The 20,913-nt window shown below is 70.6% G+C and carries 16 protein-coding genes and 1 pseudogene; 7 read left to right on the top strand and 10 right to left on the bottom strand.

Translation table 11 applies throughout. The annotated features are described in order from the left end of the window. Entirely contained in the window at positions 1-543 is a 543-nt protein-coding gene (locus ON26_RS05495) for a YaeQ family protein (protein ID WP_040794882.1), read from the bottom strand. Positions 544-671: 128 nt separating this feature from the next. Between ON26_RS05495 and ON26_RS05490 the strand changes: the two genes are divergently transcribed. Beyond that, on the top strand, positions 672-1,574 hold the full coding sequence (locus ON26_RS05490) for a cutinase family protein (RefSeq protein WP_040794881.1): 903 nt from the start codon (positions 672-674) through the stop codon (positions 1,572-1,574). 304 nt (positions 1,575-1,878) lie between these two features. Further along, entirely contained in the window at positions 1,879-3,474 is a 1,596-nt protein-coding gene (locus tag ON26_RS05485; RefSeq protein ID WP_040794900.1) for a GMC oxidoreductase, read from the top strand. Positions 3,475-3,585: 111 nt separating this feature from the next. Here ON26_RS05485 and gnd read toward each other — a convergent pair whose 3' ends face one another. Both gnd and ilvD read right to left on the bottom strand, forming a co-directional pair. Beyond that, positions 3,586-5,058, bottom strand: a complete 1,473-nt coding sequence (gene gnd, locus ON26_RS05480; protein ID WP_040794880.1) for an NADP-dependent phosphogluconate dehydrogenase — start codon at positions 5,056-5,058, stop codon at positions 3,586-3,588. An 80-nt stretch (positions 5,059-5,138) separates the two neighbouring features. Beyond that, positions 5,139-6,905, bottom strand: a complete 1,767-nt coding sequence (gene ilvD, locus ON26_RS05475; protein WP_083883748.1) for a dihydroxy-acid dehydratase — start codon at positions 6,903-6,905, stop codon at positions 5,139-5,141. Between the two features lie 110 nt (positions 6,906-7,015). On the opposite strand from ilvD, the gene ON26_RS05470 reads away from it, so the two are divergent. Next, positions 7,016-7,381, top strand: a complete 366-nt coding sequence (locus ON26_RS05470) for a helix-turn-helix domain-containing protein (RefSeq protein WP_040794879.1) — start codon at positions 7,016-7,018, stop codon at positions 7,379-7,381. 228 nt (positions 7,382-7,609) lie between these two features. Here the strand turns inward: ON26_RS05470 and ON26_RS05465 are convergent, their stop codons facing one another. Next, positions 7,610-8,203, bottom strand: coding sequence for a ClpP family protease (locus tag ON26_RS05465; protein WP_040794878.1), 594 nt, complete (start codon positions 8,201-8,203; stop codon positions 7,610-7,612). Continuing rightward, the gene (locus tag ON26_RS05460) at positions 8,200-8,805 is read right to left on the bottom strand and encodes a ClpP family protease (protein WP_040794877.1); all 606 of its coding nucleotides are present in this window, start codon (positions 8,803-8,805) and stop codon (positions 8,200-8,202) included. Before ON26_RS05460 ends, ON26_RS05465 begins: the two co-directional genes overlap by 4 nt. A gap of 215 nt (positions 8,806-9,020) precedes the next feature. On the opposite strand from ON26_RS05460, the gene ON26_RS05455 reads away from it, so the two are divergent. Further along, positions 9,021-10,685, top strand: a complete 1,665-nt coding sequence (locus tag ON26_RS05455) for an amidase (protein ID WP_040794876.1) — start codon at positions 9,021-9,023, stop codon at positions 10,683-10,685. Here the strand turns inward: ON26_RS05455 and ON26_RS05450 are convergent. Beyond that, positions 10,682-11,200, bottom strand: coding sequence for a L,D-transpeptidase (locus ON26_RS05450; protein ID WP_051026717.1), 519 nt, complete (start codon positions 11,198-11,200; stop codon positions 10,682-10,684). The two genes, ON26_RS05455 and ON26_RS05450, sit on opposite strands and share 4 nt — an antisense overlap. A 426-nt stretch (positions 11,201-11,626) precedes the next feature. Between ON26_RS05450 and ON26_RS05445 the strand changes: the two genes are divergently transcribed. After that, positions 11,627-14,137 carry a LuxR C-terminal-related transcriptional regulator gene (locus ON26_RS05445; protein ID WP_157171791.1) on the top strand — a complete coding sequence of 837 codons (2,511 nt, stop codon included), beginning with the start codon at positions 11,627-11,629 and terminating at the stop codon, positions 14,135-14,137. A gap of 198 nt (positions 14,138-14,335) precedes the next feature. Here ON26_RS05445 and ON26_RS05440 read toward each other — a convergent pair. Then, positions 14,336-14,605: pseudogene (locus tag ON26_RS05440) on the bottom strand (DUF2277 domain-containing protein); the annotation flags it as partial. A gap of 182 nt (positions 14,606-14,787) precedes the next feature. Between ON26_RS05440 and ON26_RS05435 the strand changes: the two are divergent. Further along, the gene (locus ON26_RS05435) at positions 14,788-15,696 is read left to right on the top strand and encodes an STAS domain-containing protein (RefSeq protein WP_051026716.1); all 909 of its coding nucleotides are present in this window, start codon (positions 14,788-14,790) and stop codon (positions 15,694-15,696) included. A gap of 242 nt (positions 15,697-15,938) precedes the next feature. After that, positions 15,939-17,195 (top strand): diguanylate cyclase domain-containing protein, encoded by a 1,257-nt coding sequence (locus tag ON26_RS05430; protein WP_040794872.1) that lies wholly within the window; start codon positions 15,939-15,941, stop codon positions 17,193-17,195. A gap of 322 nt (positions 17,196-17,517) precedes the next feature. Here the strand turns inward: ON26_RS05430 and ON26_RS05425 are convergent, their stop codons facing one another. From ON26_RS05425 to ON26_RS05415, 3 genes are all read right to left on the bottom strand, one after another. Then, positions 17,518-19,209 (bottom strand): FAD-binding dehydrogenase, encoded by a 1,692-nt coding sequence (locus ON26_RS05425; RefSeq protein ID WP_085998951.1) that lies wholly within the window; start codon positions 19,207-19,209, stop codon positions 17,518-17,520. A gap of 2 nt (positions 19,210-19,211) precedes the next feature. Continuing rightward, complete coding sequence (locus tag ON26_RS05420) at positions 19,212-19,898, bottom strand: TetR/AcrR family transcriptional regulator (protein WP_373280925.1); 687 nt, start codon at positions 19,896-19,898, stop codon at positions 19,212-19,214. Positions 19,899-20,223: 325 nt separating this feature from the next. Further along, on the bottom strand, positions 20,224-20,913 hold a 690-nt coding region (locus tag ON26_RS05415), incomplete at its 5' end, for a DUF8176 domain-containing protein (protein WP_245545735.1).

The following is a 20,913-nucleotide window of genomic DNA, read 5'->3' as shown; positions in this document are numbered from 1 at the left end:
CTATCCGATCCGGTGCTCGTGCACCACCGTCTCGAACGCCTTGCCGTTGAGTTCCAGGTACAACGAGCCCTCGGTCACCGAAAGGGTCGCCGTATTGCGCCTTTCGATCGCGGTCACCGCGTCGTCGACGAACGCGCGATCGAAGCTGTAGAGCGGGATGCGCTCGGCCCGGTGGATTCGCTTGCCGCTGTAGAGCGCGAGCACCTTGGCCGGATCGCGATGGGTGTATACGGCCACGCGCTCAGCGGATTTGCTGCCCCGATGCACCCGCTCGGCATCGGGGGCGCCGACCTCGATCCAGGCGGTGAGTCTGCCGGTGGCGTCGCGCGCGAGCACCGCGGGCTGATCGGTGGAGGAGACGCCGCCGTCGCTGAAGGCGATGCCCTCGGTGTATTCCAGGCAGTAGGCGAGCAGGCGGGTGAGCATGAATTCCGCCGTCTCGGAAGGATGGCGGGCGACGCGCAGCTCCAGATCGTCATAGACGCCACGGTCGAGGTCGGCGAGTCCGACGGTAAAGCTGTGAACAGTCGCATTGAGTGCCATAGAGCCAGCAGCCTATCGGCTGGCCGGTTACTATTTCGGCAGGGTTCGGCCGACCATCGGTGTCCTGCTCGCAGGGCACCTTTCACCATCCGGGCGCTCGCCCGGCAGTGCAGAGACGGAGTACGACGATGCTCTCTCGATGGACGAACGCTCGATTGACGAACGCGGCGGCCTGCGCAGTTGCGATGGTCGCGGCCGCATTGCCGATCGGCGCCGCCACCGCCACCGCCTCTCCCGGCTCCTGCCCCGACCTCCACGTCGTGGTCGTACCCGGCACCTGGGAGACCTCGCACGAGGAGCCGGGCAAGGGCATTCTCGCCGGCGCGGCCGACGGTCTGCCCGGCAATGTCCGGGTCGACTACGTCACCTACGCGGCGACCGCCTTTCCGTGGGAGGGCGAGGTCTACGGCAGGTCCAAGCGCGAGGCCACCGACGGCGCGCGGGGATTGATCGCCGATGTCGCCAGGCAATGTCCCGGTACACGTTTCGCGCTGCTCGGCTACAGCCAGGGCGCCGACGCGGCGGGCGATGTCGCCGCCGAGATCGGCACCGGGCTCGGCGTCGTGCCGCCGGACCGGGTCGGGCTGGTCGGCCTCGTCGCCGACCCGCGCCGCTCGCCGACCGATCAGCTGATCGGCCCGCCGGTCCCCGGTGCGGGCGCGGGCGGCCCGCGCCTGGGCGGCTTCGGCTGGCTCAGCCCGGTCGCCTACACCTTCTGCGTGCCCGAGGATCTCTACTGCGCCACCCCCGACGGCGATTTCGCCGCGCGGATCGCCGGGATGTTCGCGCAGGCATCGGATCCGACGCAGTTCTACCAACTGCCCGCCGGTGATCTGCTCGCCGACGTGCTCGCCGCGGGCGGTCTCGGACTGCTGCACGACCAGCTCAACAACTCCGCCTACGAGGAGCGCAAGCGCCAGATCGACAACTTCCTGAGCTCCGGCGCGCACCAGAGCTATCCGTACTATCGGGTCGCCGGCGGGGAGACGGCCATCGGCTGGCTGCGCGGCAAGCTGCGCGCGCTGATCTGAAGCGGCGGCCGCCGCGGCCGCTGGAATCGATACGGGAAGAGCCGAGCGCACCGGGGTCCGGCGCGCTCGGCTTCGGCGCGCCCGGGAGCGCACGGATCGTCCTTACCGGAACGGATTCCGGCGCGCGCCGGCAGGTCGTCGCCGAAAACGACCGAGCATGCCGCCCGCCGTCGGGGCCTCGGATCGAGCCCGGCGATCGGACGCAACGGCCGTAATGCTTGACTCCGATGTGACGCACACGGCAGACTCCCCCGAGACCGGACAGCGTTGTCCGGTCGCTCTACTTTCGATTCAAGGGATGTCGATGTCGGTAATCACGCGCCGGTCCGTGCTGACCGGAGCAGCGGCGGCAGGTGTACTGGTCGCGGGTTCCTGGAATGCGAACGGACGGCACGCGGTCGCTGCCCGGGGCAATCAGATCCCGGTCGCTTTCGAAGAACACCGCGTCGTCGTGGTCGGTTCCGGATTCGGCGGTGGCATCAGCGCGCTGCGGCTGGCACAGGCCGGCGTGCCGGTGACGGTCCTCGAGCGCGGGCTCCGCTGGCCGACCGGGCCGAACGCCGAGACCTTCCCGCGCGCGTCCGCACCGGACAAGCGGCTGCTGTGGTACCGCTCCAATCCCAACCTGTTCGGCACGCCGCTGGTGTTCGAGCCGTACACGGGTCTGATCGAGGCGGTGGCGGGCGAGAACATGACCGCACTGTGCCCGGCGGGCGTCGGCGGCGGCTCGCTGGTCTACCAGGGCATGTCCCTGCAGCCCACCCGAGAGGTGTTCGCCGCGCACTTTCCCGGCGAGATCGACTGGGACGTGCTCGACCGGGTGCACTACCCGCGGGTGGCCAGGATGCTCGGGCTGGCGGTGGCGCCCGACGAACTCGTCGAGCACCCGAACTATCTCGCGGCCAGGGTCTTCGCCGACAATGTGCGCCGGGCGGGCCTGCCGCTGGACAAGATCCCCATGCCGATCGACTGGAACTACGCGCTGGCCGAACTGCGCGGGGAGATGAAGCCCAGCTACACCAACGGCGACGGCGCGATGGGCGTGAACAACGGCGGCAAGAACTCCGTCGACGTCACCTACATCGCCGCCGCCGAGGCGACCGGCCTGGTCGAGGTGAAGACGCTGCACGAGGTCACCGATGTCGAGCGTGCTGCCGACGGGCGCTGGACGATCTACGTGAACCACCTCGACACCACCGGCACGGTCGTGGAACAGAAGATCCTCACCGCGGGCACGCTGATCATGGCGGCCGGGTCGGTCAACACCACCAAGCTGCTGGTGCGCGCCAAGGCCACCGGGCGTATCCCCGATCTGCCCGACGCGGTCGGCGAGGGCTGGGGCACCAATGCCGACCGCATCTACGTCTGGAACAACCCGGGCGCGAATTTCGGTAAGGCGCAAGGCGGTCCGGTCGTCTACGGCAGCAAGAACTGGGAGGATCCGGAGACGGCCTGCACGCTGGTCCAGGCGTCCATTCCGCCGCTGCAGATCGACCCGATGAGCACCATGATGGTCGGCTACGGCGTCAGCCGCGACCGCGGCCGGTTCGACTACGACGCGGCGGCGGGCGAAGCGAGACTGCACTGGCCCGCCGACGGCGACTCGTTCATCCAGAACACCCGGATCGGCCCGCTGGCACACCGCATCGCCGGGCCGGACACAACCCTGCTCGACACCAATGCGGTGTTCCCCTCCACCTGGCACGCGCTGGGCGGCGCGTGCATGGGCACGGTGTGCGACGTCAACGGTCGCGTGCTCGGCCAGCGCGGCCTGTACGTGCTCGACGGTGCGCTGATGCCGGGCAATACCGCGGCCTGCAATCCGTCGATGACCATCGCGGCGGTCGCCGAGCACGCGCTGGACAACCTGGTCGCCAACGACATCGGCGCCGTCATCTGAAACCGTGCCCCGGCCGAGCTGGGGGCAGCCGGGCACGTTGCCCTCACAACGGGAAAGGGCCGGACGATCGTCCGGCCCTTTCCCGTTGCCCGAGTGCGCTTTTCGCGCGGGTCAGGCCTGGATCTCGGAGCGGTCGCCGCTCCACAGGGTGTGGTACTTGCCCTCGGCGTCGACGCGCTCGTAGGTGTGCGCCCCGAAGAAGTCGCGCTGGGCCTGGGTGAGCGCGGCGGGCAGGCGCTCCGAGCGCAGCGCGTCGTAGTACGACAGCGAGGAGCCGAACGCGGGCACCGGAATGCCGAGGAGCGTCGCGGTGGCGACCACGCGGCGCCAGCTGTCGATGCCGGTCTCGATGGCCTCGCGGAAGTACGGGTCCAGGATCAGGCTGGGCAGCGCGGGATCGTTGTCGTAGGCCTCCTTGATGCGGTTGAGGAAGCGGGCGCGGATGATGCAGCCGCCGCGCCAGATCGTGGCCAGGTCGCCGGGCTTCAGGTTCCAGCCGTATTCGGCGCTGCCCGCGGCGATCTGGTCGAAGCCCTGCGCGTACGCGACGACCTTGGAGGCGTAGAGCGCGCGGCGGATGTCCTCGGTGAACTGCTCGACATCGGTCGGCTTCTCGGCCAGGCTGCCCGCGGCCAGGCCGAGGGCGGCCTTGCGCTGGGCGCGCGAGCCCGACAGCGCGCGGGCGAACACGGCTTCGGCGATGCCGGTCACCGGCACGCCCAGATCCAGCGCGGACTTGACCGTCCAGCGCCCGGTGCCCTTCTGCTCGGCGGCGTCGACGATCACGTCCACCAGCGGGCGGCCGGTCTTGGCATCGACCTGGTTCAGCACCTCGGCGGTGATCTCCACCAGGTAGCTCTCCAGATCGCCGCTGTTCCACTGGGTGAACACGTCGGCGATCTGCTTGGCGTCGAAGCCGAGCGCCTCGCGGAACAGATGGTAGGCCTCGCCGATGAGCTGCATGTCGGCGTATTCGATGCCGTTGTGCACCATCTTCACGAAATGGCCGGAGCCGTCCGGGCCGATGTGGGTGCAGCAGGGGATCCCGTCGACCTTCGCGGCCACCGACTCCAGCAGCGGGCCCAGCGATTCGTAGGACTCGGCGGGACCGCCCGGCATGATGGCCGGACCGTTGAGCGCGCCTTCCTCGCCGCCGGAGATGCCCGCGCCGACGAAGTTCAGACCGCGCTCGCGCATGGCGGCCTCGCGGCGGATGGTGTCGGTGTAGAGGGCGTTGCCGCCGTCGATGATGATGTCGCCCGGCTCCATCGCCGCGGCCAGCTCCTCGATGACCGCGTCGGTCGCCTCGCCCGCCTTGACCATGATGAGCACGCGCCGCGGCCGCTCCAGCACCGCCACGAACTCCTCGATGGTCTCGGTGCGTACGAAGTCGCCGTCGCCGCCGTGCTCGGCCAGCAGCGCGTCGGTCTTGGCGACCGAACGGTTGTGCAACGCGACCGTGTACCCGTGCCGGGCGAAGTTACGGGCGATATTGCTGCCCATGACGGCCAGGCCGGTGACACCGATCTGTGCGCGCGCGGTCGTGGTCTGCTCGGAGGAGGTCGGCTCCGTCGTGGTCGGCATCGATCAGCTCTCTTCGTTGACGGTGAGTTCTGCGCTTCAAGCTACTGCACCGGCCACCCCGTCGGTGATCGGCCTCGGCCTCAATCGCAGACCGCGCCTTCGGATGCCGAGCCGACCAGCCGGGCGTATTTCGCCAGTACACCGCGGGTGTAGCGGGCAGGCAGCGGCTGCCAGCCCCGCGCGCGCTCGGCGAGCTCGGACGGCTCGACGAGCAGGTCGAGGGTGCCCGCGGCCACGTCGAGGCGGATCCGGTCACCGTCACGGACGAAGGCGATCGGCCCGCTGTCGACGGCCTCGGGGGCGACATGCCCGACGCACAGGCCGGTGGTACCGCCGGAGAAGCGTCCGTCGGTCAGCAGCAGCACGTCCTTGCCCAGGCCCGCGCCCTTGATGGCGGCGGTGATGGCCAGCATCTCGCGCATTCCGGGCCCGCCCTTGGGGCCCTCGTAGCGGATGACCACCACATCGCCCGCGGCGATGACACCGTTCTCCAGCGCGTCCATCGCGGCACGCTCCCGGTCGAAGACGCGCGCGGTCCCGGTGAAGACCTCGGAGTCGAAGCCGGCCGACTTGACCACCGCTCCGCCGGGAGCCAGCGTGCCCGACAGGATGGTGATGCCGCCGGTCGGGTGGATGGGCCTGCTGAGCACGCGGATCACGGTGCCGTCGGGATCGGGCGGGGCGATCTCGGCGAGGTTCTCGGCCACCGTCGCGCCGGTGACGGTCAGGCAGTCGCCGTGCAGCAGACCGGCGTCGAGCAGGGTCTTCATCATCACCGGCACGCCGCCGATGCGGTCGATGTCCGTCATCACGTGCGCGCCGAAGGGCTTGACGTCCGCCAGATGCGGGACCCGCCTGCCCACCCGGGCGAAGTCGGCCAACTCGAGATCCACCTCCGCCTCGTGCGCGATGGCGAGCAGGTGCAGCACCGCGTTGGTGGAGCCGCCGAAGGCCATCACGACCGCGATCGCGTTCTCGAAGGCTTCCTTGGTGAGGATGTCGCGGGCGGTGATGCCGCGCCGGATCAATTCGACCACGGCCAGGCCGCTGCGCCGGGCGTAACCGTCGCGGCGACGGTCGGTGGCGGGCGGCGCCGCGCTGCCCGGCAGCGACATGCCGAGTGCCTCGGCCGCACTGGCCATGGTGTTGGCGGTGTACATCCCGCCGCAGGCGCCCTCGCCGGGACAGATCGCGCGTTCGATGGCGTCGACGTCGGCGCGGCTCATCAGCCCACGCGAGCAGGCGCCGACCGCCTCGAAGGCGTCGATGATGGTGACCTCGCGCTCGCTGCCGTCGGAGAGCTTGGCGATGCCGGGCAGGATCGAGCCCGCGTAGAGGAAGACCGAGGCCAGGTCGAGCCGGGCCGCGGCCATCAGCATGCCCGGCAGCGACTTGTCGCAGCCCGCCAGCAGCACCGTGCCGTCCAGGCGTTCGGCCTGCACCACGGTCTCGACGCTGTCGGCGATCACCTCCCGCGACACCAGCGAGAAGTGCATGCCCTCGTGCCCCATCGAGATGCCGTCGGAGACGGAGATGGTGCCGAACTGCATGGGGAACCCGCCCGCGGCGTAGACACCGTCCTTGCCGGCGCGCGCCAGGCGCTCCAGCGAAAGGTTGCAGGGGGTGATCTCGTTCCACGAGGAGGCCACGCCGATCTGCGGTTTGTCCCAGTCGTCGTCGCCCATGCCGACCGCCCGCAGCATTCCGCGTGCCGCGGTCTTCTCCAGGCCGTCGGTCACATCGCGGCTGCGTGGTTTGAGATCGGGCCGTGGTTCGGGATCCGGCGGTGCGTGTTCCGGCCGGGGTGTGGGATGGGGCCGGCTGAGTTCGCTCCGGTTGTCGGACACCGCCCCATCATGCGCGCTCGCCCCGGCGTGGCGTGGCGGGCACGCCGAAGTCGTCCGCCCACAGCGGAATCGGGGGCCGGTCGAAAGGGGCCGCTCGTAGCCTGAGGACCATGACCGAGCATCCGAGACTGCACTCGATCCCCGGTGGGCGCGAGGACCGGCGGCCCGCACCCGCCCCGGAGCCGCTGTGGCGGGAGGTGCTCGGCGAACGCCTGCGCACCCTGCGCCTGGAACAACGCGAGACGCTGGTCGAGATCGCGCGGCGCGCGGGCATCTCACCGCAGTACCTCTCCGAGGTGGAACGCGGCCGCAAGGAACCCTCCAGCGAGATGATCGCGGCGGTCGCGGGCGCACTCGGCATCACGCTGATCGGTCTCACCGTGCAGATCGCCGACGACCTGCGCGCGCACCACAGGCGCGCGGCGCCCGGACGCCGCACCGGCGCGGGCCCCGGCGTCGTGCTGCGCGCCGCCTGACCTCGGCTGGCCCCGACCCGCCCGAGTCCGGCGTCCCGGCCATCCATGAGTCCGGCCCACCCCGGCCCACTCGGGTCCGGATCGCCCTGCCCGCCGCTTTCCGATGTCGTTGGCCTGCCTACGCGTTCCGGGATGTGTCGTGTCGCGGCGCGAGGACGTCTCCCGCCGGGCGGTGGTGTCCCGGCGGGACGAGCCGCGTGTTCCGCCCGCGCCGGGCAGGTGCCGGTCTCAGCCGCGCGGGCTCAGCACCGTGTCGGCCAATCCGTAGTCCACCGCGGCCCGAGCTGTGAACACACGGTCGCGGTCGGTGTCCTCGCGTAGCCGTTCCACCGGCTGACCGGTGTGCCGGAACAGGATCTCCTCGATCTCCGAGCGCATGCGGACCAGCTCGTCGGCCTGCAGGATCAGATCGGGGATCGGCCCCTGCCCGCGGGCGGCGGGCTGGTGCAGGACCACCCGCGCGTGCGGGAGGATGGCGCGGTGGCCGGGGGCGCCTCCCGCGAGCAGCACCGCACCCACTGCGATAGCCTGGCCGACGCAGGTGGTGTGTACAGGGGCGCCGATGTGCTGCATCGTGTCGTAGACGGCAAGCATCGACGGCAGATCGCCGCCCTCGCAATTGATGTAGAACTCGATCTCGCGGTCCTGGTTCTCCGACTCCAGGTGCAGTAGCTGCGCGATCAATGCGTTGGCGACTCCGGATTCGATCGGGGTGCCCAGATAGATGATCCGCTCGGCGAGCAGATGCGAATAGATGTCGGTGATGCGCTCGCCACCGCGTGGATGCGCGGCGATGACGTTGGGGATGGTGTAGGTGCTCATATCGCGATACCCGCTCGACTACGGAACGGCACGACCTGATCGAACTCGCCGACGATGTGGTCGACGAATCCGTACTCCGCGGCTTGCGCGGCGGTGAACCAGCGGTCGTGCAGGGAATCCTCGTAGATCCGCTGGTAGGGCTGTCCGGTGTCGGCGGCGATCAGGCCGAGCACCGTTTCGACGGTGTGGCGCAGATCGCTCGCCTGCACCTCCACGTCGACGGCGGTCCCGCCGATACCCGCCGAGCCCTGGTGCATCAGGATCCGCGCGTGCGGCAGGGCGTAGCGCCTGCCCGGTGTGCCCGCGGAGAGCAGGAACTGTCCCGCGCTGCACGCCAGGCCGAGGGCGAGGGTGGACACCTCACAGGGCACCAGCCGCATCACGTCGCGGATGGCGAGCATGGCGGGCACCGAGCCGCCGGGCGAATGGATCCACAGTGCGATGGGGGCGGTGTCGTTCTCGGCGGCCAGCGTGAGCAGTTGGGTGGCCAGCAGGGTGCCGTTGTCGTCGTCGAGCGGACCGTCGAGGACCAGGATGCGGCGGCCGAGCAATTGCGCTCTGGCCCGCCAGTCGAACAGCGGTGTCTTGTCGTCGTGAGCCATGTGACCACCGTGCCCCGGCGACCGGCCGAATCGCGGCCCGTGCTGCCGGGAGCAGATCCGCTCACAGCGGCGAGAGCCCGGGTATTTCGGGGCTTTCAAGTCGAAAACTCATGAGCTGCAATTGATTTCAGCGACCCAATGATGTGTCCTGTCAGGTTCCGTGCATCGGCGCAGCGCCGGGAGCGCACGCGCTATCGGATGAATCAGGGGGATACGTGTCTTTGTCTTTCTCGCGTCGGTCGTTCCTTCGCACCGCACGCGTCGGGGCGGCCGCCGCGGGCGCCGGCGCGCTGTTCGGCGCCGCTCCGAGCCGGGCCCTGCCCCGGCGATCGCCCGCCCTGCCCGACCCGGGCTCGATACGGGCGACCGATCCCGCGCTGCTGTCCGCGCTGGAGGCGGTCAGCCTGTTGCAGGCCCGCGAGTTGCACCCCGGCGAACTGCTCGACGCCTGCCTGCGGCGCAGCGCCGAATACGACGGGGAGATCAATTCCTGGGTCCACGTCTACCCCGAAACGGCTCGCGCGCAGGCCGACGCGGCGGCGGCACGACTGGCCGCAGGCAACGCGCCGCTGTTGTGCGGGCTGCCGATCGGCGTGAAGGATCTGTACGCGGTGACCGGGCTGCCGCTGACCGCATCCAGCCGCATCCTCGAAAACAATGTCGCGGCGGGCGATTCGACGGTCTGGCGCAAGCTGCGCGACAACGGCGCGGTGCTGATGGGCCATGCCCGGCTCGACGAATTCGCGCTGCTGACCGCGACACCACAGGTCGGCAATCCCTGGCGGATCGCCGATACCGTCGGCGGCTCCTCCGGCGGCAGCGCGGCGGTGCTCGCCGCCCGGTTCACGCCGCTGGCGCTGGGCACCGATACCGGCGGATCCGCGCGGCTACCGGCCTCACGCTGCGGGATCAGCGCGATCAAGCCGACCTTCGGACGGTGCAGCAACTACGGGATCATCCCGGTGATGTGGACCAGGGACCACCCCTCGCCGATGGGCCGCAGCCTCGGCGACGCCTCGCTGCTGCTGTCGTTCATGGCGGGACCGGATCCCCACGATCCGGTCACCACGACCGCCCCGCCCGCCGAATCGCTCTACCCGATCGCGGCACCGTCAGGTCCGAAACCACTGTCCGGCAAGGTGTTCGGCGTCGTCGGCGTCGACCTGCCCGCCGAGCTGGGCCGGCTGTTCGGCGAATTCCTGCGCCTGATCACCGATCTCGGTGGCGAACTGCGCGACGTGCGGCTGCCGCGCGAGCCCGAGGTGCTGGCCACCGGCGGGGCCAGGGAACTGGGCACCTACCATCGGCAGTGGGCGGACCGGATACCCGAACTGCGTCCCAGCAGTCTGCCGGTGGTCGGACTCGGCTTGGCGGCACTGGCCGCGCCGTTCACCGAGTATCAGGAGTTCAGCCAGGCGCGTGCGGAGTATCAGCGCGACTACAACCGTATGTTCGCCGAGCACGGCCTGACCGCGATCGTGGTGCCCGGCGCGCCCCACGACGGTACGCAGCGCGCCCAGGCGGCCGCGCTGTCGCTGCTGGACGCCGATCTCGTGCCGGTGGCCTGGGCCAATTACACGGGAGCGCCCGCCGTCGCGATGCCCGCGGGCCGCTCGTCGGTGACCGGCATGCCGTTCGGCGTCCAGATCGGCGGCCTGCCCTGGGCCGAAGCCGAACTCATCGACCTCGGCCTCGCCCTGGAAGCGGCCGCGCCGCACTGGCGGGAGGAACCGCCGCTGCGGCCGAGCCCGCGCGCGCTGCCCGCGGTCACGCCGCAGCCGCCCGGCCCCGGCCCGGATCCCACCAACACCGAGACCTTCAATCCCGCCTATCGATTCGTCCCGACCACGGCCACGGCCACGGCCACGACACCGGGCTAGACGACCACTTCCACGCGGTCACCGGGCGACAGGTAGTCGAAGAACGCCTTGGCGCCCTCCGGGGTCATCCGCACGCAGCCGTGCGACTGCTTGTCGACGGGGCCGATGTGGAAGGCGATGTCTCCGTTGAAGAAGATCGCGTACTCCATCGGCGCGTTGTGCATCGTGCTCCAGTGGAACGGCTTCATGAACGAGACCGTGAACACCCCCGGCGGCGTCTCGTAACCGGGCATGCCGTGGGAGACGGGCGTCGGGCCGTACACGGTGCGGCCGCCGTCCATCAGCCAGGCCTCGTTGGTGGTCAGCCGCATACACGCGCGAGCCAGCTCCGAACACGGCGCGGGCGGTGGCTTGATGATGGCGGGCACGCCCGGGATGTCGGGGCCGCCCGGCCACAGCGGCTCGGCCCGCGAGACCCCGATACCGGCGATCCCGGTGGCCATCGCGGCCGCGGAGGCGAAACCTAGAACGGTGGCGAGACGACCCGCCCAGTGGGACGAACGCACAGAACTCATCACGCACCTGACCTCTCTACCCGATCGGACCTCGTCGTACCGACGGGCTGCTTGGGTTCACCGCGAGGTGTCTTTCGATCATGGCCGCCGCAGGGAGCGCAGGGTCGCAACGGTATGCAACCGTTGCCGAGTCGTCGCTGCGGCGTCGTCGGACAGCTGTCCGGCCACAACCGCAGCAGCATACGACGAGCACACCCGAACCCACCGCGGCACGCCCGGCAATTCTTCTGTTCGAAAGAAAAAGCGACGAGCGGACAACGCGGATCCGCGGCGGTGAAAATTGAATAACAACAACCACGGGCACGGACTTCACGGGCATCGGTCCGGTAAATTCTGCTCTCTGAGCGCGTGGTGTGGTGAATCGAGTTCTTTCGGTCGTGGCAGAACAGTCGGAATGGCACGAAAGCATCGAAAAGGCAGGGCGCCGTGAGCACTTCGTACCACCCCGGTCATGCCGGGTTCTCGAGGGCGCCGACGCCCACTTTCACGCCGATCGCCAGACCGTTGCTGTTCGACACCGTGGATGCCGCCGTGGCCGCGGGCAACGGCCGGGTGTTGCTGATCAGCGCACCGGCCGGCGCGGGCAAGACCGTGCTGGTCGCCGATTGGGCCGCCCATCGCCCCGACCTCACCGTGCGCTGGGCCCGCGCCCCCGAACTGGTCGGCGCGTCCGGCGCGTTCCCGCCCGACGGCGTGCTCGTTCTCGACGACGCGCACCTGCTGGCCGATCCCGAGGCGACCGCCGAGCTCGAACGTCTCCTGCTGGACGCGCCGCCCGCCACCACGGTGATCGTCTGCGCCCGCCACGATCCGCCGATCCGCTGGCACCTGCTGGAGCTGCGGGCCCGCCTGAGCCGCCTCGGAGCGGCCGAACTCGCCTTCACCGCAGGGGAATCGGCGCGGCTGTGCGGGGAGCACGGTGTACGTCTCGACGATGCGGGCCTGGCGACGGTCGACGAGTTGACCAGGGGCTGGGCCGCGCTGGTGCGCATCCTGGCCGTTCATCTGGCCGCGCATCCGGAGGAACTCGACGCGCCGGTGCTGCTCGAACGCCCGCCGCACACGGTCGCCGGATATCTGGCCGCCGAACTGCTCGACGAGCTCACCCCCGCACTGCGGGATTTCCTCACGGTCACCGGCGTTCCCGCCGCGTTCACCGAGAAGCTCGCCGACGAACTGGCCGGTGGCGGCGCGGGGCACTACCTCGACGAACTGGACCGGATCGGTTTTCCCCTGCTGCGCACCGCACGCGGCACCGATGTGTGGATCCAGCACCATCCGATGCTGCGCGCCTGCTTCCGCGCGGAGGCGAACCGGCTCGGTCCCGCCCGCATCACCGAACTGCACGCCCATGCCGCGCGCTGGCTGCACGCCGCCGGGCACCTGCCCGAAGCCCTCGCTCATCTGAGCGCCGTCGGCGATCGACGCGAACTGCTGGATTTCGTGGTCACCGCCGGGCTGACGATGGTGCTCGACGGCGACGGCGGCGCGCTGTTCGACGAGCTGACCCGCGCGGCCGTCGAGGTCATGGACGACCCGTACCTGTGGGCACTGCGGGTGCTCGACGCGCTCGTGCACGGCGATCTCGCCGACGCGGGCGCGTACCTGGACCTGGCCGTCGAGCGCGGCGCCCATCGCGCGTCCTTCGCCCCCGCGGCGTGGACCGAGGCGCTGATCGGCGCGCTGGCCGTGGACGTGGCCGCCTGCACCGGCGCCCCGCCGGTGGCGTTCACCGCGGCCGCGGCCACCGGCAACCCGGACATCGACTGCTACGCGGCCCTGCAGGCGGCGACCGCGGCCCTGCTCGCCGGACGGATCCATGAGGGCGAGGAACTCCTGCACCGCGGTGCGGCGCTGGCCGAGCACGCCTGCCATCCCCGCCTCGCCCTGCGCACCGCCACCCGGCTGGCCCTGGCCGCCGCAGCGGCCGAGTCGACGGTCGCCATGCGCCGCCGGGCGGCACGGGCGCTGGCCGTGGCCGCCGATCACGACCTGCTCGCCTCCTTCGACGCCGCGCAGGTGATGACCATCGCCGCGGGCGCCGCCTACCTGCGCGGGGAGGCGCCCGAACCCGCCTATCTGACCGCCGCGCTGGCCTGGCGCCGCGATCGCGACGGCGCGCACAGCCCGCTGGTGGGCGGACACGGTCACCTGGTCGGCCAGCTGGCCAGGCTCGGCACCGCCCAACCCGGCCACGGGTCGAACGGGAGCGCGCCGGGTACGGCGGTGGACACGCTGCACCGCGACATGCTGGCCCTGCTCGACCGGGAGGACCACGCGGTGAACACCGCCGCGCTGGTACCGCACGTGGTCTGGGCGCTGCTGCGGATGCGTGAACCGCGCACCGCCCACCTGCTCACCGACAAGGCCCGATCACGCCTGGGCGAGCTGCCCGATGTGTTGCTGGCGCGCGCGGCCTGCGCGCTCGCCGAGGACAAGCCGCGCCAGGCACTGGACCTGATGGAACCACTGCTGCGCGCGGACGGCGCACTGCGGCCGAACAGCAGGGTGACCGGATGGCTGGTCTGCGCGGTGGCGCACTTCGCACTGGGCAGGCCGAGGGCCGGGGCGGAAACGCTGGAGCGGGCGGTGCACGAGGCCGCGGAGGGCGAGCTCGTGCGGCCGTTCCTCGATGTGCCCGGCGCGATCGCGCTGTTGGACGCCTATTCCGGGCGGTTCGCGCGTGCCGAGTCGTTCGTCGCCAGGATCAGGGCGAATCCGGCCGCCCACCGCGAGATCTTCCGCCCGGCGCTGACCGACACCGAGCTGCTGGTGCTCAAGCAGCTGCCGACCGGTCGCACCGTCGGGCAGATCGCGGCCGACCTGGGTGTGTCGATCAATACCGTCAAGACACACCTGCGCGGGATCTACGGCAAGCTCGGCGCCAATTCCCGCGTCGGCGCCCTGGATACCGCCCGCCGCAGCGGCTTGCTCTGAGCCGATCCGGGTCTGATTCCACCGGCCCGCATCGTCGGGACACGCTTCGGCGGCTGTCCCGCGCCGGCGGGCATCAGGGTACGGCTCGCACCGACGCGGGCGGACTCCGCCCGCTCAGGCGGGATCGTGATCGTGAGCGTGGGCGTGCCCGTGATCGTGGGAGTGCTCATGCGCGTGGGCACGGTCGTGGTCACCGGTTGCCGCACGGGCGGCGATGCGTTCGCGAACTTCCGGACGACGCAGGGGCGGCACGCTCTTGGGCGGCACCTTGCGTTCGGGCAGGCGCTCGAGCAGCCGGGTGGTCGCCGCGGCGATCTCGGCCACGGCCTCCTCGACGGCCGAGCGATTGCTCGCCGAGACGGCGGTCAGCCCGCCGACCTTGCGGACGTACTGCAACGCGGCGGCGTGGATCTCCTCGGGCGTCGCGGCCGGTTCCAGTCCGCGCAGAGCGGTGATGTTTCGGCACATACACCGAGGCTAGCGCGACCCCTTATACAAACTGGACGGTTGACGAATTATCTTGGCGCACAGCGCGGAAAACCCGTCCGAACGACGCGGAGGGCGGTATACGATGCCGCTTGGCGACGGCCTGTGCGCGCCGACCCGGCGTCCGGGCATCACCATGACGTCTCGATCAATGGAGTTCCCCGTTGTCCGAACTGTTCAACTCCGCCCGGGCCGCCCCGGGTGCGAACAGCGCGGGCGAACACCTGCTCTCGGAGCTGGTCGAACACCTGCGCAGCAACCGGACCGGCCTACGCGCGCAGTGGGCGCGGCGCATCACCGAGGCCGCACTGCTGACGGCGATGACCCCCGAGGAGATCTTCACCGAGGTCACCTCCGTCTACGACAACTACGTGACCGTGCTGGAGACCGGCTCGGTCGGCGCGCTCGGCGACTACGCCCGCGACCTGTCCGAGCGGATCGTGGTCCGCGGGGTGCAGACCGACGAGATCCTCGGCATCGTGCTGCTGCTGCGCGATGTGCTGGCCCGTTCGCTGTTCGAGAAGTACCAGACCGATTTCGATCTGCTCACCCGTGTCCTGGATGTCTACGAGCCCGCCGCCAACCGGGTCGCGGGCATGGTCGCGATCTCGTTCGTGCAGGAGCGCGAGCGAATCATCCGCCAGCAGCAGGAAGCCATCCGCGAGCTGTCCACCCCGGTCCTGCAGGTCCGCGAACAGCTGCTCATCCTGCCGATCATCGGCGTACTCGACAGCCAGCGCGCCCGCCAGCTCACCGAGCAACTCCTGCGCGCCATCCGCGCCAACCGCGCCAAGGTGGTCGTCATCGACATCACCGGCGTACCCACTATCGACTCCACCGTGGCCAACCACCTCGTCCAGACCGTCGACGCCTCCGGCCTCATGGGCGCGAGCGTCATCATCACCGGACTGTCCTCCGAAATCGCCCTGACACTCGTGACGATCGGCCTCGACCTGTCGAAGATGAACGCCGTCGGCGATCTGCAGGGCGGCATCGAAGAGGCCGAGCGGCTGCTCGGCTACGAAGTGACCCGCGTGACCGACTACGGGCGCCCCGGCGAATCGCCGAACTGACGGCGGCATCGGAGTCGGTACCGGCCGGAAATGCCCGGTGGCGGGGTAATTGCCCACGGCACAGCCATTCGCTATTGTCGATCGTCGATACCACTTAGTCTCTTTTGACTTTCGATCGATCGCTCCTCCGGTATCGGCATCTCGGACTCGGATCTCGGCGCAGGGTGGGTATTCGCCGGATCGATGTCCTGATGCGAGCTACACCGTGCTATTCGCCGCGTCGTACGACGAACAGGATTCGCATGGCCGAGAACACCTACACAGCGACACCCGGCGGCACCGGCGTGGCGCAACTGGCACAGCGCTACTGCGCGCTCGTCGAGCACTCCCCCGACGCCATCTGCGTGCACGAGGGCGGCTCGATCGCGTACCTGAACCCCGCGGGCGTCCGGCTGTTCGCCGCGGGCGCCGACGTCCTCGGGCGACCGCTGTCCGACTTCCTGCATCCCGCGGAGATCGCCACCGCGATCCGGCCGAGCAGGCGGGTGCCCGCGACCCTGATCCGTCCTGACGGCATGCGGATTCCGGTGGAGACGGCGACGGTGCGCACGGTGTGGCAGGGCCGCAACGCCTACCAGGTGGTGTTGCACGATCTCAGCATCCAGCGCGCGGCCGAGGCGGCGCGGCGGCGGATGGAACAGCACTTCGCCGCGGTCGTCTCCCAGCTCCAGGAGGGCGTCGTGGTGATGACCAGGGCCGGGCGCATCGAATCGATCAACCCGGCCGCGTTGCGCCTGCTCGGTTGCGAGGGCGCCGAACTCGTCGGGCGCGGTTATCAGGAGCTGTCGCTGCGGATGGTCGACGCCGACGGCGCGCCGCTGCTGCCGGCCGCGCATCCGATGGTGCGCACGGTGCACACCGGCGAGCCGACGACCGGATTCGTCTTCGGCATCGAGGGGCACCATCGCGGCAGACGCTGGCTGGCGGGCAATTGCCGCCCGCTCGACCCGGACGACCCGAACTCGGCGGTGGTGGCCTCGTTCACCGACATCACCGAGAACCGGGACCGCCACCGCAAACTGCGCTACCAGGCCACCCACGACGATCTCACCGGACTGAAGAACCGCGCCACCATTCTGGCCCGCCTCGAACACGCACTGGCCGAGCCCGCGCGCGAAGAGTTCTCCGCGGTGTTGTTCGTCGATCTGGACCGATTCAAGTCGGTCAACGACCGCCACGGCCATCTGGCGGGCGACGAGGTGCTGCGGATCATCGCCCGGCGCCTGCGTCGCGCGGTGGCCGACGGCGACCTCATCGGCAGGCTGGGCGGCGACGAGTTCCTGATCCTGTTGCGCGGTCCGGGCCGCGACCCCGCCGCCGCCGCCGAGCGCCTGCACGCGGTGGTGGGCGAGCCGATCCGGCTGCCGCGCAATCGCCTGGAAATCGGCGTGTCGATCGGCGCGACCCGGCTCTCGCCCGCCGACCCGCGCTCGCTCACCGAGGTGCTGCACGACGCCGACATCGCCATGTACCGGGAGAAGGCCGCAGCGAGCGCCTGAGGATGCACCCCGGACGTGCGATTGTCCAGGTTGTCCTGGTGTCGGCGCGGGCCGATGATGCTGCGCCAGCGTACGATCGGCAATCGGGTCGGCCCTCCCTGAGCCGACTACCGTGCGGCTCGAACCCCCTGCGAGTCGCGCATCTCCGAGTCGATGCCGCCGGGCTCCCCCTCCCGGCGGCATCGTCGGTTTTCATGATCATCACGACCGCGCCGCCCGGACCCGGTGGCCCCGGACGGCGGGCGCGCGCATCGAGACCCGTTGTGCCCGCGCCGCCGGCGCAGCAACCTCGTGGCTGCCGGCACTTCCGGTCGAACGAGGCTCAGGACAACGACTTCGCCAGCGCCCGCCCGGCGGCCCGGCCCGAGAAGATGCAACCGCCGAGGAAGGTTCCTTCCAGCGCGTTGTACCCGTGCACGCCGCCGCCGCCGAAGCCGGCGACCTCGCCCGCGGCGTACAGGCCGGGCAACGGGGTGCCGTCCGGGCGCACCACCTGTGAGTCCAGCGTGGTCTGCAGGCCGCCGAGGGTCTTGCGGGTGAGGATGTTCAGTCGCACGGCGATCAGCGGACCCGCCTTCGGGTCAAGGATGCGATGCGGCTTGGCGACCCGGCCCGCCTTGTCGGCGAAGGATTGGCGCGCGTTGGTGATCGCCATGAGCTGGGCGTCCTTGCTGAACTTGTTGTCCAGTTCCCGGTCACGCGCGACGATCTGGCGCTCCAGGTCGGCCACATCCAGCTGCGGGCCCCGGGCGATCTTGTTCATGCCCTCGACCAGCTCGGCCAGCGTGTCGGCCACCACGAAGTCCACGCCGTGCTTCTTGAACGCCTCCACCGGGCCGGGCGCGCCCTTGGCGACCCGGCTGGCCAGGGTGAGCTTGAGATCCTTGCCGGTGATGTCGGGATTCTGTTCCGAACCCGAGAGCGCGAACTCCTTCTCGATGATCGACTGGGTGAGTACGAACCACGAGTAGTCGTAGCCGGTCGACAGGATCGCCTTCATCGTCGCGTTGGTGTCGAAACCGGGGAAACACGGCGCGGGCAGCCGCTTTCCGTTGGCATCGAACCACAGCGAGGACGGGCCGGGGATGATGCGGATGGCATGGTCGGGCCAGATCGGATCCCAGTTGTGGATGCCCTCGGTGTAGTGCCACATGCGGTCGCGGTTGACGATCGCACCGCCCGCGGCCTCCGAGATCGCCAGCATCCGCCCGTCCACGTGCGCGGGCACGCCCGAGATCATCGTCTCCGGGCACGGGCCGAGCCGATCCACCGGCCAGTTCTGCCGGATCAGGGCGTGATTGTGGCCGATGCCGCCGGAGGTCACCACCACGGCCTTCGCCCGGAATTCGAAGTCGCCGACGACCGTTCGCGAGGACGCCTTGCCGCGCTCGAGATCGGTGGGCTCGAGCACGCTGCCGCGCACTCCGACCACCGCGTCGTTCTCGACGATCAGTTCGTCCACACGGTGCCGGAAGCTGAACCGGACCAGCCCGCGCTGTTCGGCGGCCAGGACCGGTTCGGCGAACACCCGCACCACCTCGGGACCGGTGCCCCAGGTGAGGTGGAAGCGCGGCACGGAGTTGCCGTGACCGTCGGCGGCGCCGCCGCCGCGTTCGGCCCAGCCGACCAGCGGGGTGACCCGGAGTCCGAGCGCGCGCAGGTAGTCCCGCTTCTCGGTGGCGGCGAAGCGTACATAGGCCTGGGCCCACCGGCGGGCCCAGTGGTCCTCGTCCTCGCGGTCGAAACCGGCCGAGCCCTGCCAGTCCTGCCAGGCCAGCTCGTAGGAGTCCTTGATGCCGAGCCTGCGCTGCTCGGGGGTGTCGACCATGAACAGCCCGCCCAGCGACCAGAACGCCTGACCGCCGAGGTTGTTGCGGTTCTCCTGGTCGAGCAGGTGCACCTTCTTACCGGCCAGCGCCAGTTCGTGGGCGGCGACCAGACCGGCCAGGCCCGCACCGACCACGATCACCTCGTCGTCGTGGCCGGCCGCGTGCGCGGATTCGCTTGTGCTCATCGTCATCCTTCGATTGGCGTGCTGTAGGCCAGCACGACGTGGCAGAACAGGTCGGCACGCCGACCCAGGACCGTCCGGTTGCCCGGCTCCATCAACACCTGCGTGGCCGTGCCGTCGTGCACGGCCACCAGCGCTTGACCGAGCGCCACGGGATCGGCGACGGTGCGCCCGGCCCGGCGCAGCGCCGCGCCGACGGTCGGGGCCAGCGCGGCCACGATGGCCTCCTCCCGCTCGGCCATCACCCGGCGCAGATCGGGGGTGCGCAGCGCGTGCGCGGTGAATTCGGCGGTGATCCGGAACCAGGCCTCTTCCAGCGGCACCGCCGCCAGCAGACCCGCCACCGCCGCGCGCACATCGGTGGGACCGTCGACGGCCAGGGCGTCCAGCGCCGCGCGCAGATCCTCGCGCAGGGCCGCCGAGCGCTGCTCCCACATCGCCAGGAACAGCTCGTCGAGGGAGGTGAAGTTCGAGTAGAACGCACCACGGGTGAAACCGGCCCGTTCGCACACCCGCTCCACGCTCGCGCGGCCGAACCCCTCCTCGGCGAAGACCTCGTAGGCCGCGGCGAGCAGGCGATCGCGGGTGCGCACCCGTCGTCGGCTCGGCGGCTTGTCGGCCGCCGCCTTACGCACGGGCGCCGGGGACGCGGCGCTCGTCCGCGGATCTCCGGCCTGTGCTGCCGCCGTCACGGTTCCTCCTAGCGGCAGTCGCGTGCTCCGCCGTCCGATCGGCGGGCCCGACATCGCGCCGCTGCCGCCGATATGCACCGCGTTCGATACACCGATGTATCCGATACGAAAATGTATCAGAGTCGATCCCGATCGAGGGCGGTTCGCGCAGCCATCTCCCAGCGGCCACCTGCCCGCGAAGGTGGTTCGCGAAGCGATTCCACGGCGGCGTTCACCGGCCCGGGCGGCCGGTGGTCCACAACCCGGAACCCGGCGGGCAGTTGGTCGTTCCGGCCGGACGCCGCGAAATCGGCGGCGCCGGCGAGATCGCCCGGTCCCGCACGAGTTACCGGTCCGGCGGCCCGATCCGGGTGATGAGGACGCCGTCGGCGCGCTCGGCCACCGTGACGAACTGGCGATAGGTCTTGACGGCGCCGTCGGGGCGGACCTCGGTGAGCACCACGTCCAGCCTGCCGTCCGGCAGCGGGGAGATGAGCACGCAGTGCCTGGTGTCCGGCGGCACCGAGGCGATGCCCGCGTCGATCACCTCGGCGGACGACACCGCGGCGTCACGGGTGGTGATCGCGCGGGCCTCGGCGCCGGAGCGGGTCACGTAGTAGGCGTATTGGAAGGCGAGCACCGCGTCGGGCCCGCTCGCCGCCGAACCGGTGCCGTTGCCGCGCACCAGTTCCGGGGTGCGCAGCGGTTCGCACCCGGGTCCGCCGCCGAGCACCGGGTCGGCCACGGTCGCGGACTGCCGGGGCCCGGGGGCGGTGGAGACATAGGCCAGCACGACCGCCGCCGCCGACAGCGAGACGCCCAGCGCCACCGCGGTGACCAGCCAGGGTCTGCGTCGTCGCGGCGGCCGTCCGCGCCGCCGGCGCTTCGCCAGGCTGCCGTGCCCGGGCGAGCCTCTGCGCCCGCGTCCGCCCGGCGCCGCCCCCGGCGTGATCATGCCCGGCCAGACCGGGCGCCGGGCACCCGGCGACGCACGTCGTGACCCCACCGCGTAGGACGCCATGACCGACGCACCTTC

Source organism: Nocardia higoensis NBRC 100133, assembly GCF_000308595.1.
Lineage (GTDB): Bacteria > Actinomycetota > Actinomycetes > Mycobacteriales > Mycobacteriaceae > Nocardia > Nocardia higoensis.
The sequence above is the reverse complement of the archived record's forward strand: the minus strand, read 5'-3'. Positions and strand labels throughout refer to the sequence as shown.